This window comes from Streptomyces pseudoechinosporeus (genome assembly GCF_054783935.1).
Genome location: NZ_BAAGPS010000044.1, coordinates 1 through 15985 on the forward strand (window position 1 = coordinate 1; position 15985 = coordinate 15985).

The 15985-nt window shown below is 68.2% G+C and carries 14 protein-coding genes and 2 pseudogenes; 9 read left to right on the plus strand and 7 right to left on the minus strand.

Annotated features, from left to right (window positions below; all coding sequences use genetic code 11):
- Positions 1-342: 342 nt before the first annotated feature.
- A complete protein-coding gene (locus ACYVO6_RS33235; protein ID WP_461067724.1) occupies positions 343-498 on the plus strand; it encodes a hypothetical protein in 156 nt (51 codons plus the stop codon).
- 419 nt (positions 499-917) lie between these two features.
- Positions 918-1358: a peptidoglycan-binding domain-containing protein gene (locus tag ACYVO6_RS33240; protein WP_461067726.1), complete on the plus strand. Its 441-nt coding sequence runs from the start codon at positions 918-920 to the stop codon at positions 1356-1358.
- 58 nt (positions 1359-1416) lie between these two features.
- On the opposite strand, the gene ACYVO6_RS33245 is transcribed toward ACYVO6_RS33240, so the two are convergent.
- Positions 1417-1878 carry a pyridoxamine 5'-phosphate oxidase family protein gene (locus tag ACYVO6_RS33245; protein WP_461067728.1) on the minus strand — a complete coding sequence of 154 codons (462 nt, stop codon included), beginning with the start codon at positions 1876-1878 and terminating at the stop codon, positions 1417-1419.
- 134 nt (positions 1879-2012) lie between these two features.
- A pseudogene (locus ACYVO6_RS33250) lies at positions 2013-3238 on the minus strand (IS701 family transposase).
- A 165-nt stretch (positions 3239-3403) separates the two neighbouring features.
- On the opposite strand from ACYVO6_RS33250, the gene ACYVO6_RS33255 reads away from it, so the two are divergent.
- Positions 3404-3808 (plus strand): type II toxin-antitoxin system PemK/MazF family toxin, encoded by a 405-nt coding sequence (locus ACYVO6_RS33255; RefSeq protein WP_461067730.1) that lies wholly within the window; start codon positions 3404-3406, stop codon positions 3806-3808.
- Positions 3809-4538: 730 nt separating this feature from the next.
- Here ACYVO6_RS33255 and tpg read toward each other — a convergent pair.
- Positions 4539-5132, minus strand: coding sequence for a telomere-protecting terminal protein Tpg (tpg, locus tag ACYVO6_RS33260; RefSeq protein ID WP_461067732.1), 594 nt, complete (start codon positions 5130-5132; stop codon positions 4539-4541).
- Between the two features lie 132 nt (positions 5133-5264).
- On the opposite strand from tpg, the gene ACYVO6_RS33265 reads away from it, so the two are divergent.
- From ACYVO6_RS33265 to ACYVO6_RS33275, 3 genes and pseudogenes are all read left to right on the plus strand, one after another.
- The gene (locus tag ACYVO6_RS33265) at positions 5265-5573 is read left to right on the plus strand and encodes a DUF6300 family protein (protein WP_461067734.1); all 309 of its coding nucleotides are present in this window, start codon (positions 5265-5267) and stop codon (positions 5571-5573) included.
- 337 nt (positions 5574-5910) lie between these two features.
- Positions 5911-6731, plus strand: a pseudogene (locus ACYVO6_RS33270) (IS5 family transposase); the annotation flags it as partial.
- A 46-nt stretch (positions 6732-6777) separates the two neighbouring features.
- A complete protein-coding gene (locus ACYVO6_RS33275) occupies positions 6778-7200 on the plus strand; it encodes a hypothetical protein (RefSeq protein WP_461067736.1) in 423 nt (140 codons plus the stop codon).
- A 167-nt stretch (positions 7201-7367) separates the two neighbouring features.
- Here ACYVO6_RS33275 and ACYVO6_RS33280 read toward each other — a convergent pair whose 3' ends face one another.
- The 3 genes from ACYVO6_RS33280 to ACYVO6_RS33290 form a co-directional block, all read right to left on the minus strand.
- A complete protein-coding gene (locus tag ACYVO6_RS33280) occupies positions 7368-7811 on the minus strand; it encodes a hypothetical protein (protein WP_461067737.1) in 444 nt (147 codons plus the stop codon).
- A 4-nt stretch (positions 7812-7815) separates the two neighbouring features.
- The gene (locus ACYVO6_RS33285) at positions 7816-9771 is read right to left on the minus strand and encodes a primary-amine oxidase (protein ID WP_461067739.1); all 1956 of its coding nucleotides are present in this window, start codon (positions 9769-9771) and stop codon (positions 7816-7818) included.
- A 76-nt stretch (positions 9772-9847) separates the two neighbouring features.
- Positions 9848-11005, minus strand: coding sequence for a serine hydrolase domain-containing protein (locus ACYVO6_RS33290; protein WP_461067741.1), 1158 nt, complete (start codon positions 11003-11005; stop codon positions 9848-9850).
- A 265-nt stretch (positions 11006-11270) separates the two neighbouring features.
- Here ACYVO6_RS33290 and ACYVO6_RS33295 point away from each other — a divergent pair, with 265 nt between their 5' ends.
- Positions 11271-11894, plus strand: a complete 624-nt coding sequence (locus ACYVO6_RS33295; RefSeq protein WP_461067743.1) for a TetR family transcriptional regulator — start codon at positions 11271-11273, stop codon at positions 11892-11894.
- Between the two features lie 47 nt (positions 11895-11941).
- On the opposite strand, the gene ACYVO6_RS33300 is transcribed toward ACYVO6_RS33295, so the two are convergent.
- A complete protein-coding gene (locus ACYVO6_RS33300) occupies positions 11942-13375 on the minus strand; it encodes an APC family permease (protein WP_461067745.1) in 1434 nt (477 codons plus the stop codon).
- A 258-nt stretch (positions 13376-13633) separates the two neighbouring features.
- Here ACYVO6_RS33300 and ACYVO6_RS33305 point away from each other — a divergent pair, with 258 nt between their 5' ends.
- Together ACYVO6_RS33305 and ACYVO6_RS33310 are read left to right on the plus strand one after the other, a co-directional pair.
- Positions 13634-15094 (plus strand): APC family permease, encoded by a 1461-nt coding sequence (locus ACYVO6_RS33305; RefSeq protein WP_461067747.1) that lies wholly within the window; start codon positions 13634-13636, stop codon positions 15092-15094.
- Positions 15091-15804, plus strand: coding sequence for an IclR family transcriptional regulator (locus ACYVO6_RS33310; protein WP_461067749.1), 714 nt, complete (start codon positions 15091-15093; stop codon positions 15802-15804). The genes ACYVO6_RS33305 and ACYVO6_RS33310 overlap by 4 nt, the downstream gene beginning before the upstream one ends.
- The last annotated feature ends 181 nt before the right edge of the window (positions 15805-15985 follow it).

Consider the following 15985-nt stretch of genomic DNA (forward strand, 5'->3'; position numbering starts at 1 on the left):
CGGACGGTCGGCGGACACCGCGCCGGGGCGGCCAGGGGCTGCTCATCAGGGCCTCGCATTCGGAGCGGAATAAGGTGCGGGCCGCTGCCAGAGCGCTGTCGGCGGCCCGCCGATACGTGAGCCGAAGCTCAGGAGTTGTCACCGGCGAAGCCGGATGACCTGGCGGACAGGACCGGTCGAGGCAGCCTCGTTGTCACCAATGAGGCATTCGACTTGTCACAGGTGCTCATTCGGCAGCCTTTCTGTCGCCAGTACCGGAGATCGGGAGTCACTGGATACTGAGGGCGAGGGGTTCCCCATTCACGGCGGGGCCGTGCTCCGGCCTGGCAGGGGGTTGGCACGGTGCCCCGTACGGAGAAGATCGGCAACGTCAGCGTCCAGCGGTACGAGCAGATCGTGGAGAAGCTGCGCGATGCCGTCGAAAAGTTGTCGAACCAACACCCCGACACCCCAGCCCTCCGCGATGACCCGCGCCTTCGCTGCGAGCCATGGATCTGACGGACCCGTAGGGCGGCTTCTCGTGGTCCCAGCGGTAGCGGCAGTCGAGCTCACCGAGTTCGCGGCTGTAAACCAGAGGCGGTCTCGACTGCCGCCTTGCCCGTGTTCCGGTGTGCGCGGCGGCTGTTCCTTGCGGGTCAAACGACCGGCACACTCAGCGACCGGGCCGGGCTACTGTGCCCGTCGTACGGGGCTGACACCGGCCATGGCGGTCGCGCATGACCTCACCCGCAGGGCGACCCTCGCCTGATGCGGCGTCAACTTGAGACGGTGCACGACTGACAAAGTTCCCTGCACGGACGACAAAGTCCGAAGCCCACGACGACCCTAAGGTTCCTGGGCGAGGTCAGAGAAAGGTAGCTGTTCAGCAGGCGTGGACGCGCATAGATCAGACTCCATATTGAAAGGAACCAATAGGCGTGCGCAAGACAGGTAAAAGCAAGGCACTTCTCGCGACAGGGACCATGATGGCGGCCCTGCTGGGAGGAGTGATCACCGCTGCCCCAGCCAACGCAGCAGACGGGGTGTGCACCGGATCCAGGACGATACAGAGCGTAGGGGGCCGGCACTGGGTGGTGCCGATCAACGTCGCGAACAACTCGATTTACTGCTACCTGCAGTACGGGAACACCGGTGCCGGGGTCAGAGCCCTGCAGAAGAACATGAACAGCTGCTACGGCAAGAGGCTCGAACTTGACAGCAGCTTCGGACGGGACACCGAAGATGCTCTCGAAGACGTTCAGGGCAGGATCGGCGCGAGGGTTGACGGCGAGTACGGCCGCGAGACCATGAGCAAGATGAAGTGGGCCCGCTACAACAACGAAACCGGCGCGCGGTACGACTGCGTCACTCTGCCATGACCTAATACTCCAGCTGTAGATCGTGATCCGAGAGAGGCCCGTCGGCGAGGGACGGCCGTTATTCCAGCCACATTCCGTCGCGCATGATGACTCTCCCGCGTAGTTCCGGCTCGCCGCGCCAAGCGCGCACAGTCCTTGGGACCACGCGTACATACAGAAAGGAACCCTCCTCCACGCGCGGATCCCACCCGAACTTGTCGGCGAACGCCTCCGCTGCGCCTTCGGGCACCTCCTGGTCCGGGAAGCACTCCGCCTCACCCTGGAGGAGCACCACGTCGAAGGTGTCCGGTAGCGCCAGACGCACGCGCGGCTCTTTGCGGACGTTCCGCGCAGTCACGGAAGTGGCGCTGGTGCACATCCACACCGCTCGTCCATCCCACAAGAACCACAGCGGCACCTGGTGCGGCCCGTGATCAGGGTGAGCCGTCGACACCCATACATCCCGCTCGGTAACGAGCCGCTCCAGAGCGTCGCGCATACGCTCCGCCGTCTGGCGACGAACGATTCCCGTGGTCTCCATGAGGACCGACCCTAGCCAGCAGGCGCGGAGCGCGCCTGAGGCGCAGGACCTACTCCCAGCGACCGATGAACCCCTCAGCTTTTGGCTCGGGGCGACCAACTTCGGTGCTCAGGGTGGCCAGCTGCAGTGCTCAGTCACGCTTGTCTCCGGTAGTGGCTGGCTCGTGATCGCGCCTGGTGGCTGCGTCGCCAGGCGGACCAGCTGAGCCGGTGGGCCGGGCCGTGAGCGGGCCGGACAACAACACTGATGAACAGGCGCTGGATCTCGTTACAGGTCAGCGGGATCAGGTTGGCCGGCGTGGGGCGGTGTGCGTGTTCGTCGGCGCGGACGACGGCGAGGAAGGCATGGGCCAGCATCGCGAGGGTGACCCAGCGGGCCCAGGAGGGGTAGCGGCGGACCTGGTGCTCATCCAGTCCGGCCAGCCCCTTCTCACTTTGGAAGGTTTCCTCCACCCGCCATCTGGAACCTGCGACCTTGACCAGGGTGGCGAGGGATGCCGACGTGGTGGAGTGACAGCGGTAATAGGCGAGTTCACCGGTGGTGCGGTTGCGGCGGATCAGCAATTGGTGGTGGTCCGGTGCCGCCTCGGCGAGGTCGATGACGGCCCAGTCGTAGAACCGCTGTCCCTTCGCGCCGCGTCCGGCCGAGAGCTTCTGCCAGGCCCGCTTCGGCACCTTCTTCACCAGCGCATCGGCGCGGAACGTGCCGGCGCCGGTGGTCATTTGGGCTGAGCAGCCACTGCGAGGACGTAGCCGATGCCGCGTTTTTCCAGCGCGGATCGCAGTTTCGGGTTGCCACCGTAGACCTCGTCACCCGTGACCCAGCCGACGCGGTGTCCAGCGTCCAGGAACCGTTCGATCATCACCCGGGCCAGTTCCGGCTTGGTCGCGAAGACGGTGCCCTCGCCGAGCCCCGTGGCCCGGCAGCGGTCCGGATCGCAGGTCCAGGAGCGCGGGATGTACAGCTCTCGGTCCACCGCCGCGTGCCCGCGCTCGCCGGCGTAGACGAGGTAGACGGCGACCTGAGAGTTCTCGATCCGCCCGGCGGTGCCGGTGTATTGGCGCTGGACCCCGACGGTGCGTGTGCCCTTCTTCACGTCGCCGGTCTCGTCGACGACCAGCACTGCGGCCTCGTCGTGGAGGTGCTCGACGACGTATTCGCGCACGTCGTCGCGGACGGCCTCGGCATCCCAGGCGGCCCTGCACAGCAGATGCTGCATGCCGTGTGGGGTGGCCTCCCCGGCCCACTCTGCGATCGTCCAGCAGTTCTTGCGCGGCAGATCCGACAGCAGGCCCAGCACCAAGCGCTTGGCCCGGAGGCGGGGTTCGACCCGCGCGAACCGCCCGGCTATCCGGCTCATCAGGCCATCGAACGCCTCCTGCCAGCGGGCAGGGTCTACGCTGTGACCTGCGGCCACCGCGTGATCGTTTGTCTTCACACACCGATGATCAACGTGGCCGCACCCGTCTCCACAGCGCGTCAGGGTCGCGCAGCGTCCGCCTGCCGTCCTGTGTCAGGAGGACATGTGCAACGTGGCGAAGTCTGGTGGGTCGAGTTCGACGAGCGGCGGCCGGTCGTACTGCTGTCGGAAGGCGACGCGTCCGGGATCCGGGTGATGCAGGTCGTGGCTCCGGCGGGCGTCGACATCAGCGGTCTGGGCGTCGAAGTGGCAGTAGGCGCCATGGAAGGACTGCCCTTTGAAGGCGTGCTGCGGTTCGCGTTCCCGTGTCCGGGCTTTACCCCTTGCACGTGGCTGACCACCGTGTCCCGGGACGACTTGATCGAGCGGGCGGGCGCCCTGCCCTACGCGAAACTCAACGAGATTGAGGATGCCCTCCGACTCGCTGGACAGGCGAAGGAGCGGACCCCGGCGACGACCGCGAAGCTCAGCGAATTAAGGGACGCCCTCCGTCTCGGTGGACTTGAGTAGTCGGGTAGGCGAGAAGGAACGGACACCCTCGGTGGCGTGGTCGATCTCGTCCAGATGATCGACACTGACCACCTGTCTCCTCGGCGCCCCTCACCATCGAGATCACGATCTACAGCTGGAGTACTAAGCCTGTTCCCTATCTTCCGGCCTCGAATGGCATCTCGAACTGAGTCGCTCACCTGGGGATTCGCCGGACGCGGGGGCGGCCTTCGTCTGATCATGTGCTCCGACCAAGCTGCACGGGACCAAGACGAAGGCCATGAGGGTGAGTCTGCTGCCAGATGCTGTGCGTAGGGAAGCGTTCGCGGAAGCGTCTTGAACTCCCCACTGGCGGACTGCTGGAAACGCACGGTGACTGCCGATGGCCCGGCGGGCTCCCGCCCACTCAGCGCGGCCCCGAGCGCCTGGCGCAGCCGACGCGCAGCCGACGACCCCGCTCCCGCGACTGCGCCCCAGGGCGCCCTGGTAGCGGCCCACTCCTGGTGGTGCTGGCCGGATCCGCCAGCCGGGAGGCGGCGTGCCGGGCGAGCCCGAGCCGCTCGGGGAAGTGTGCTGATCTTCGTCACCGACTGTAGTGATGCTCGCGGCCAAATGACTCCCCATCAGGTGGCCGTGGGCGGGGAAATCCAACTGGCCACCGACACTTCGCCGGTGACAACAAGCCTGCCTTGGTGACAACTACCGTGCTTCGGCTCAATACGTTTTATAGCAGGCTCTGAATTCCGCGTGTTCAGAACTGGAAATCTATCGACTGCACGTCCGTGAAATCCGCTTGGAGCCCGTCGGCACGGGTGCCCCACTCCGTGAAATACGACTCGGTGATGGCCTCCGCGACGACCGGATGCAGATCTTCCTCTGTCGCACCGGCCTCCTGGAGGCGGAGGATCTCAGCGGCGTAGGTGGGCGAGATCGGCGTGGTGATGGTGCGCTCGCGGCCGTCGTCCGAGCTGCCCGTGCAGGTGAATCCGAAGTAGGCCGTCACCTCCACCATCATGCCGCTGGAGGTCGCCGCTCGCTCCCGCGCCCGTGCCCTGACCTGCGGTTGCCACTGAGATTCAGTCGCCTCCACCAGCGTGGCCTGCAGGCGCTTCTGAGGCTTCGTCTGCTGTCCGGCGCGGTAGCGCTGCACCGTGCGGGTCGAGACGCCCAGTTGTTCGGCCAGGGCCTTCGTGGACTGCTTCGCGCGCGTGTAGAGGAATTCCACTTGGGCCTTCGCGGATTTCGGCGCGGGCCGGGTGAACACCTTGCGCTCCGCCCGCTTGAGGGCGTCCAGGACCCTGTTGCGGCGTGGGGCCGGCGGCTGCGTGTCGTCGCTGTCGATCATTCATCCAGCAGACACCCGTTCCCCTGTGGACAGATTCCGTGGCGGGCGCCGGTTCACCGTTGCGGGTGGGGTTGACGGTGCAGGTCGGCGGGTCTTGGGTGGAGGGCCACGTCCAGAGCAAGGGGACTGGCCATGGATCTGCTCAGGCTTTCCGACCAGCTGCCGCAGTGTTCGCGTTGCCGGGGCGACCTCATCATGAGCGGGGTGGCGCCGCAGGACGACGAACACGGGCGGCCGATCCACCTGGAGCTGTGCCCGGTGTGCGACACCGGCGACGTGGACCGCCCGGCGGCCGGCCTTCTCGTGCAGTGGTTCGCCAACGACGGCGGCCATGACGCAAGCCGCGTCAAGGAGGGCTCACACCTGCTGATGGAGTGGACGAAGGAGTGCATGGCCGCCCACGGCTGGTACTTGCAGGACACCCCGCCCGACCAGCCCTGAGCCGTCATCAGCAGAAGCTGCCGGGCGCGCCGTGCCGCCGCGTCGTACGAGCAGCGCGGCCGCCGGGTCGAACTACTGTTGGGGCCGTGGCGACAACGTACGACTACCCCAAGTTCTCTGGGGGAGTGAGGCTGTCGTAGTGGTGTGCACCTCGGGTTTGTGCAGCTCAGCCACTAGTGGTCGAACTCTAGCTAGTGCAACAGCTGTGGCGCTATCACTGGGTGGAGTGTCTCTGAGGGGGTGTTCTGCGAGTACTCGGCGGAGTCGTAGTGCTTGAGGACGGGGTGTCCGGTTCGAGGGCTTCACGGTAGGCCGGATGAGCGGTGCCCTAATGGGCGTGGACGGACGCGAGCCGTACCCGAGCGACCTGTCGGATGAAGCCTGGGCGCTGATCCGGCCGGTCATCACCTCCTGGAAGGCGAAGCATCCCTCGGTCAGCGGGCACGAGGGCGGCTACGCGATGCGGGAAATCGTCAACGCGCTGCTGTACCAGGCCCGGACCGGCTGCCAGTGGCGCTACCTCCCCCACGACCTGCCGCCGAAGAGCGCCGTGTACTACTATTTCGGCCTGTGGCGCGACGACGGGACCGCCGAGACCCTCCATGACCTGCTGCGCTGGCAAGCCCGTGAACTGCGCAAACGGCACGAGGACCCCACCGTGGTCGTGCTGGACTCGCAGACCGTGCGGGCCTCGGTGAACGCGCCGGAGGACACCACCGGACTGGACCCGGGCAAGAAGAGCCCAGGCCGGAAAAGAGGCATCGCCACCGACACGATCGGCTTGGTCATCGCCGTGCTCGTGGTCGCTGCCAGCGTGCACGACAACGCCATCGGTATCGCCCTGCTGGACAGGGTGATGGCGAACGCGCCCACCGTGACAAGGCGTGGGTGGACGCCGGGTTCAAGGAGGCCGTCGTGGAGCACGGCACCCGCCTCGGCATCGACGTGGAGGTCGTCCAACGCGAGCCCGGGGCACGCGGGTTCACTCCGCAGCCGAAGCGGTGGGTGGTCGAGCAGACTCTCGGCACCCTCATGCTGCACAGACGTCTCGTGCGTGACTACGAAACCAGGCCGGCCAGCTCGGTGGCCTGGATCCACTGGTCCATGACCGACGTCATGCTCCGCCGCCTCACCCGCACCGCCACCCCGACCTGGCGCGACCCGCCCGCCTGGCATCCCACGCCCTTGACGAGCAGGAGCGTCGATGAGGCATTTCCTGGACAAGATCGAAGCCCGACAGCAGCTGGTCCGAGAGACAGCCGGGCAGCTGCGTGAGCAGATCGCGCTCCTCACCGAGCAACTCGCTGCCGCCGAACGCACCCTGGAACGCCTGGACATCACCCGCGAGACGATGCTGGAACTGGCCGCCGAGGACGGCATCGAACCCCCCGAGCCACTGCCGCCCGGCTACCGCGAGGTCCTCACCGCCTTCGAGCAGGCCGGGCACGGCCTCCGCGCGAAGGAGGTCTGCGAGATCCTCGGCATCGGCACCGAGCCGCGGCACACCGAGAGCATCCGCGCCAAACTGAAACGCCTGGTCGACCGCGACATCCTCACCGAGCCCGAACCCGGCCTGTTCGCCTTCACCCAGCCAGCACCGGCCACCCCAGACACCAACTCAGCCTGAAACTCGGCGAAACCCCGCAGAACACCCACTCAGAACTTCGCGGTCTCCGTACCGCTGTCGGCCTCGCTTGAACAGTTCCCACCACTCATCCGGCACCAGACGCTCAGCGTCCCCACCACGCCGGAACATCGAACACGCCAAATTGAGACGACGTCCAATAACCGGACTTACCGGTAGACCCTGCCTGGGGACGCCGCGTCCTTCCCGGTGATTTCCCGCTGCTCCCCGAGGAGTGCACCGAAGAGCCCGGCTACGGCAAGGAGCGTCTCCACGACGGCCAAGGCGAGAGCCGCGTGCATCAGCGTGAGGCTGCCGCTCTGGTAGTGGTTCTGGAGACGGTTCGTGTGATCCATCGTGGGCTGGACCGCCGGCCACAGGACATGGGTCGTCAGCATCACGACGTTGAGCATCGCCATGGCCGTCCATTCGCCTGGTCCTGACGACCGCCACAGCATGACCGCGCAGCCGAGGCAGGTCAGTGCCAGCACCAGCAGGACGACGGCGAAACGGTGGACGTGCTGGTGCAGCATGGCCGCGTGGACAAAGGCGGAGATCACGGCCAGGCCTGCGGCCACCCGGCGGAGAATCCCGTGTCCTGTGGATGCGGTCATGGCGTCACGATCCGTGGCAGTGCGACGTCGTGCCGCGAGGTGCGTCGAGTGCGGGGTTGCGGTCGAAGAAGCCGACGGGCTTGAGCTTGAAGCCGGTGTAGTCGACGGGCATGACCGGCCAGTCTTCGGGGCGTGGGAAGTGGGTGAGGCCGAAGGTGTGCCACAGGACCACGTCCTCGCCGTCCAGCGGGCGGTCACCGGCGACGAACGACTCCAGGCCGTCACCGCCGGGGCTCTGGTTGACGATCTCGCCGGCGGGCCACTTCTGAGCGGGGTCGTACTGCGTAGCCCACAGGTGGCGAGTGGCGAAGGCGCCGCGCTTGGCGATCACGCTGGACGGGTCGGCCAGCAGGGTCGGCTGTCCCTCCGGGTGGAGGGCGTAGGCCACGTCCTCGCCCAGTCGGTTCTGCTTGTCGGGGTTGCTGACCAGCCACGTACGCGAGCGAAGATTGTCCGCCGTGCGGCGGGCGTCGAGTTCCGAGGTGAGCCGGGTCCGGACCTGTCGGAAGGCGTTGCCGTGGGGGTTGGTGTCGCTGACCGGGACGGCCACGGCGTCGAGTTCGTCGACGGCGTTGCGGTGGCCGTCGACCGCCAGGTCGAGGCGGGCACAGAACAGGTGCTGGTGGAAGGGGGCGCCCAGACCGGGAGCTATCTGGGTGGCGAAGCCGTCCGGGCCGGTGTAGGCGGAGGTGAAGACGATGCCGGTCGCTTTGGCCTGCAGTTCGATGGTGCCGTCGAGGTAGAGGTACCAGTAGAAGCCGTAGTCGTAGTTGCCGATGGTGAGGAAGAAGGAGATAACCAGGCGCCGTGAACGGCGGGTCTCGGTCATGCCGTTGAAGAGGTCGGTGTGCTTCCACAGCACGCCGTAGTCCTCCTCGTGCAGACAGATCGCGTTCTTGACGAGGCGGGGGCGGCCCTTCTCGTCGCTGATCGTGGCGTCGAAGTACGTGATCTCTCCGAGGCAGTCGCAGCCCAGCTCCAGGGAGTTGGTGTAGCGGCCGAACATGTACTCGCCCTGGTCGAAGTAGTTGATCCAGTAGCGGGCGGGAGAGGGGTCACCGTACGGGACGACCATCTCGGGGATGGACGCCCGATAGACGACGGGTCGCACCTCACCGCCGTCGCGGAAGCCGAGCTGGTGCAGCACGAGTCCTTCACGGACATCGAAGGTGAAGCGGAACGACCAGTCCGCCCAGCTGATCAAATTGCCGTCCACGGTGAAGCTCGGGCCGTCGGGCTGGATGATCTCCAGGGCCTTGAGGTCGGTCCGCATCGGCGACGCATGCGGCCCTGCGTCCCACTCGCCGCGCTCCATCGGCACCGCCAGTTCGGCGCTGTCGACCACCTCGAAGACCTCGCCGGCCGTCAGGTCCACGTAAGCGCACACGCCGTCGATGGGGTGGGCCCACGGCAGGTCGGCCTCGTCGAGCTGGAGGAACGCCAGCACGCGGCAGACCCGTCGACCCGTCTCGTCCTCGTGGCCGAAGTTCCCGGCCGAGAGCGGGACGGCACGCACCTTCTCCGGGTCTATGCCCCGCTTGCCAAGGGCGCTCAGCCAGTCCTCGCTGCGCAGCAGGATGGCCTCGATGTCGTCGAACTCCTCGTCGAGGATGGGGGCTTGCCCCTCGCCCGCCGCGTCCACGGTCCTCGACTCGACGATCTCGCCACCCTCGCCGCTGGTGACATCGGCTACGGCGACGGTGGCGACCCCAGTCTCGCGGTCGATGAGGATCATGTTCACCCGGCGTCGTACGGCGTCGCCGTCGCGGTGGGCGAGGACCTCGTGCTTGGGCGCCTCCTCCAGCCCGACGTACACGAACCGGGTGGTGTCCGTCGTCAGTCCGGCCTGCTGGGCGGCCAGCCGCGCGGCGTCGATTTCCTCGGCTGCGAGGAGTGACAGGGGGTGGGTGGCCGAGGGGGACGTGTCCGTCCGCTCAGTCGAGGCGGTGGCGTGGGTCATGGCGCTTCCTTCGTGAGAGTTCGTTGATACGGACACGTCGCTTGTCGTGGGCCCGGGCGGCTGCGTCGCCGCTGGTTCAGTGGTCGTGCTGGGCGATCGCCCGCAGGAAGGCGACTGTTTCCATCTCGCGGTTGGTGGACTCCTCGCTGGACGTCCCGTATCTGCGGTTGGCGGACAGCTTCACGATGGTCGTGTTGCTGGCCGGGTCGACGTAGACGAACTGGTTGTAGACGCCGATCGCGCTGAACTCGCCGCGGTCCCCGGCCGGGATCCACCACTGGTAGCCATAGCCCAGGTCGAAGTGGTGCCCGCCGACCAGGGGCCGGCCGGGCTCCAGATGAGGGGCGGCGACGGTCACGGAGTCGCGCACCCAGCCCGCCGGGACGATCTGCCGGCCCTGCCACACGCCACCGTTGCGGTAGAGCTCGCCGAGCCTCGCGTAGTCGCGGGCGGTCAGGTTGAGGCCGGCGAAGGACAGCTCCGTGCCCGCGGGGTCCACGATCCAGTAGCCGGGCTCGGCCATACCGAGGGGCTCGCCCAGCTTCTCCCGCATGTAGTCCGCGACCGAACGTCCGGTGGCCCGTGCCACGAGCGCTCCCAGCACCTGTGTCTCGCCCGAGTTGTAGCGACAGAGGGTGCCTGGCTCGCTCTCGCGGACCATGGTGGCGACAAAGTCGTCGAGCGTTCCGCCGATGCCCAGCGCGGCCATGGTGAGCAGGAAGACGTCCGAGGTCGGGTCGTTGTAGTCCTCGTTCCAGCGGGCGCCCGAGGACATCCGCAGCACGTTCTTGATGGATACGCCGTCGTACGCGGAACCGGGTTGCACCGGCACGTAGGAGCTGATCGGCTCGTCGATGCTCCCGATGTGTCTTTCAGCGACCGCGATCCCGATGAGCGCCGAGAGGAAGCTCTTGGCCACCGACATCGACAGCCACTGGACGTCCGGTCCGCCGGTCAGGGCGTAGCGCTCGTACCGGGTGACGCCATCGATGAGGATGAGCAATGCCGCCGTGTCGGTGTCGGCCATGAACTCCTCGGCCGATCGCACGGTGCCGTCGAACTCGTAGGTCTCCGGCAGGCCGATCGGATCACCCTGAGGCCAAGCGTGGGTCTTGGACGAAGAAGCCATCTCGCGGGTGTCGAGCAGGTCCTTCACCCGGGAGAAGTTCTCGTGCTGCGGCGCCCCGGTGAAGAGGTTGAGATCGGCCAGGGTCTGGCGCTTCTGATCGGTCATGGTTGTCCTTCGATCGGTGAGGAGGAGATCGGCGCTCACCACTGCCCGCCTCATCGGGGGGTGGGCTCACCGCCGGCTGAGCGGACTGCCCAGGTATGCCGCGTCTGTCGAGCCCGTTGCGCGACCGTGGTCGGCCCCACCTCGGGGCTTGCGTGGATAACGGATTGGAGCAGGGCCGATAAGCGGAAAGTAGCAGTACCATTCGGTTAGGGCAACCACTTGGTACGCTTAATGTTCCCTTGGCGTGGAGTGAGGATCTGTGGCGATGAGTACGGAACGGGTCGACGGGCGAACACTCCGCTTCCAGCACCGGAAACCGGAGCTACTGGCGGCGGTGACTGAATACGTCCTGGCCCACGGGGTCACCGACCTGTCCCTGCGCCCGGTGGCCCAGGCACTCGGAGTCACCCACGCGACGCTGCTGCGGCACTTCTCCTCGAAGGAGGAGCTGATCATGAGCGTCGTGGACAAGATCCGCACCGACCTCGCCGACCGGCTGACCGGCGACGAGGAGCTGCGCGCGGCCAATTCGGCAGCCGAGCTGGTGAAGGCTCTGTGGCCGCGGCTGTGCGAGCCGCGGGAGCAGCGTCAATTCCTGCTCCTGTTCGAGATGGTCGGGTACAACGGCTGGAAGCCGGAAGGCGACCGTGGCTTGGCGCGGTCGCTTGTCGGCGACTGGCTGGACATTCTCGTCGGAAGGCTCATGCAGGACGGCTGGCCGTCCGAGGACGCCTCCGCACTCGCCACGCTCCTGCTCGCCCAGGTCAGGGGCCTCCAGCTCGACCTCCTCGTGTCCGGGGACCGAGCGCGGGTCGATCGTGCGCTCGAATTCTCGCTCCGGCTTCTGGAGCGTCCGGCAGTGCGTGATACGCCGGGCTCTCACGGCTGAGGGCCGCCGTGCACGCCGTAGATGGCATCGGTCGCGGGGCAAGGCGATCAGGCGGTCTCGGGGACAGGCTGTGCGACGGCGGTCTCCAGGTTCCGTGGCCGCCGCCACAGTGCCAGGAGTACGCCAACCGCGAAGGCCCCCAGTGGTACGGCACCCAGGGCAGTCGCCAGCGTGGTCGAACCACCGATGAGCAGAGGGAAGTTCGCGACCGCGAGTACCAGGCAGCCGGCCAGGCCCAGCAGACCGAGGCCCGGGGCGACTACGGTGTGCCAGGTGCGCGGGTCCCGGCGGGTGCGGCGGAAGTAGACGATGACGGCCAGGCAGGTCAGGCTCATGAGCAGCAGGATGCCCAGGGTCGCGGTGCCGGCGAGCCAGGCGAAGACCTGGGTGACCGGGTCCATCCCAGTCACCGCGCAGACAGCCACCAATACCGCTGCGCAGGCCGACTGCAGCAGCGAGGCCATGTGTGGCGAGCCGTGCCGTGGGTGGCGGCTGCCGCTCAGCCGAGGGAGCAGGCCCGAGGTTCCCAGGGAGTAGCCGTAGCGGGCCAGTACGTTGTGGAAGGACAGGGCAGCGGCGAACAGGCTGGTCAGCAGCAGTACTTGGGCGATGTCCGCCACCGCGGAGCCGAGATGGTGCTGCATCGTGGTCAGCAGCATGCCGCCCGGATCGGCAGTTGCCGCCCGAACGGCTTGGTCGTCGCCCCAGGCCGACACCAGCGCCCAGCTCGACAGTGTGTAGAAGCCACCGATCAGCAGAAGGGACAGGTACGTGGCGCGCGGGATCGTACGGTGCGGATCGCGGGCCTCGTCGCGGAAGATGGCGGTGGCCTCGAATCCGAGGTAGCTGGCGATGGCGAAGACGAGGCCCAGGCCGAGCGAGCCGGAGCCGACCTGTTCGGGCTGCAGGAACGCGGTGGAAAGCCCCGACGAGCCACCCCCGCGTACGACGACCACGGCGTCCAGGGCGAGAACGACTCCCACCTCGCCCAGCAGCAGGACGCCGAGCACCTTGCCACTCACGTCGATATGCCGGTAGCCGAGGAATCCGACACCCGCCAGGGCGACCGCCGCCCACAGCCACCATGGAAGCGACGGTCCGCCGTAGTGCTGCACCAGGTCGGCGGCCACCGCCCCCAGGTAGCCGTACACCGCCAGTTGTACGGCGGTGTAGGTGACCAGGGCCAGGTAGGCGGCGCCCTGACCGGTCGGCCGGCCCAGGCCGTGCTGCACGTAGGTGTAAAAAGCGCCGGCCTGCGGCACGTGGCGGGTCATCGCGCCGTAGCCGACGGCGAACAGCAGCAGGATCACGCAGCAGATCACGAACGTGGCGGGGAAGGCGGCCCGGTCGCCCAGCGCGATGCCCAACGGGACCGTCCCGCTGACGACGGTGAGTGGGGCGGCCGCGGCCACCACCATGAAGACGATCGAACCGGTGCCGAGGGAACCGGTCAGCGTGGGTGCCGCACGATCGGCGGACATCCGACCTCCATGAGGGAGTGGCGCCCGGGGGCGCTGGGAGCGGGGACCGCGACGCACCGCCACGGAAGCGGGCCGTACGCAGCGGAAGCGGGGACTGCCGCAGACACTGGAGTCTCGCGGTTGCCGGACCGTCACCGGAGCGTCAAGCGGCCGTCATCCGTAACGGGAAAACCGGCCCCGTTCACTCTCAGGCGTGGAAACATGCCGGACACCTCTCCGACACGTCCGGCAATAGGCGCGCCGCTTACCGTGCCGCCCATGACGATCCAGACGGAGCAGCCCACGTTGCGTCCAGGCCCGCGCTTTCCGGGCCTGGACCGGCGCACCCTCGGGCCGGTCCAGGTATTCGCCCAGTCGGTGTCCGCTGCCGCTCCGACGGCGGGGATGGCCGCCACGCCGGCGATCGCCGCGTCCACCGCCGGAAGCGGCACGGTCTGGTCGTTCGTCATCGCCACGGTCGTCGCGCTCCTCATCGCCGGATGCATCGGGCAGTTCACCCGGCGCATGGCCGCCGCCGGGTCGCTGTACAGCCTGGCCGCCAAGGGCCTGGGACCCGCCGGGGCCTTCGCCTGCGCCTGCGCGCTGCTGGTCGGTTACGCACTGCTGGTCTCGGCGGCGCTCGCGGGGGCGGCGATCCACCTGCATGCGCTGCTGGGCCGTACCGGAGCGTCGGCCGGGGTCTCGGTGGCCGCCACGACGGTGCTGCTGGGCGTCGTCGTCGCGGCCTGCGCGGTCCGCGGCATCCGGCTCTCTGCCGGGGTGGTGCTGCTCGTCGAAGGGCTGTCGATCACCTTGATGCTGACAGTGTTCGGCCTCCTGCTCGGCGGCGACGTCTCTCGGCCGCCGACCCCCGCCGCGCACGCCGCGGAACCGGCCGGCGCCTTCGGCGGAGTGGCCGCCGCGGTGGTTCCCGCCCTCGCCGCCTTCATCGGCTTCGAGTCCGCGGCGGCCCTCGGAGTCGAGGCCCGCCGCCCGTTCCGCTCCGTCCCCCGCGCGGTGATGTGGACCGCAGGTGTCGCGGGCGTAATGTACGTGTGCGCGGCGGCCGTCCAGGTAAGCCTGACCGAGGACGCCCGCGTGCTGCCCCTCAGCGTCCTGGCTTCGGCACAGCGACTGCCCTGGGTATCGCCCCTGTTGGACGCGGGCATCGCCAGCTCCTTCCTGGCCTGCGCGCTCGCGACCGCCAACGCCCTGGTCCGGGTGCTGTTCTCGCTCGGTACCGAGGGCCTCGCCCCCCGTGGACTGCGCCGCACCCATCGCGTTCACCGCACTCCACACCTCGCCATCGCGGTGGCGCTCCCGGTGACGACCGTGTTGCCGGCAGCCATGATCGTTGGCGGTGTCCCGCCCGAACGGGTCCTGGATCTGTTGCTCCAGGCATCCACCGTCGGCTACCTCCTCGCCTACCTGCTGGTCTGCCTGGCCGTACCGCTCTTCCTGCGCAACATCGGCGAGTCGACCCCCGGGCCGGTGGCCGTCGCCCTGGCGGTCGTGCCGGTGCTGCTCATCGCGCTGGGGGCGTTCGCCGTCTCGGTGCCGGGCGGCGCGTTCGCTCTGACGTTCGCAGTGCTCGCCGCGGCGGCGCTGGCCTGGTACGGGTGGCTGCGCCGCCGCCTGCCCGACCGGCTCGCGGGCATCGGCGTATACGACGAGACGTCCATAGCCGACGTGCTCGACGACCACCCACCACGAACTCCCGTCCCCGGCCGGTACAGATGAGCGCCCAGGGCAACGCGCTCCACGTACTGGAACAGGTCGTGGCCGCCGGCCCCGGGGTGACCGCGAAGGAGATCTCCACCGCCCTGCGGCTGCCGCCCGCAACCACCTACCGCCTGCTCAACCTGCTCGTGGCCGAGGAGTACCTGGTCCGCCTCCCCGACCTGCGGGGCTTCGCCCTCGGCCGCCGCGCCGCCCGGCTCTCCCTCCCTCAAGTGCCCGAACCCTGCGCCGCCGCCCGCGCCGTGGTCACCGCACTCAGGCACCGGGTCCGCTGGGGAGTCCACCTGGCCGCCTACACAGGCGGACGCCTCACCCTGACCGATCCCGATCCCGACCACCCGCCCACCGATGGCACCCTCCTCGCCCGCCACCCGCACGCCTCCTCCCTCGGCAAACTCCTCCTCGCCGACCAGCCCACCCGCCGCGCCGGAGCGCACGACTTGCGGCACCTCACCGAGCACACCATCACCGACACCGCTCGCCTCGCACGCGAACTCGCCGCCGTATCCGACACAGGAGTCGCCAGCCAACTCGGCGAACTCCGCCTCGATCGCGGCTGCCTCGCCGTCGCCATCCGTAACCCCGCAACCAGCGTGCTCGTCGCGGGCCTCGCACTGTGCGCTCCACCCGACCGCATCCAGAAACTGGGCACCGATCTACTCCCGGTCCTCCGCGACCACGCAGACCAACTCACCCCGCTGCTCTCCTAAGACCGTCCTACCTTCTTGCTCGGGTCGAGCGAGCCATTCGTAGGGTTGGTTCGCCCTGGGGCGTCGAGTGTGGCTTTAAGAGGGCAACTGGGTGATCCGCCGACGCTCTGCCGCAGATGGCGTCAGCGGGCCTGGTTCAGTGCCCGGGTCAGTTCCCGGTTAGCCGCCCGCGCCGCATCGA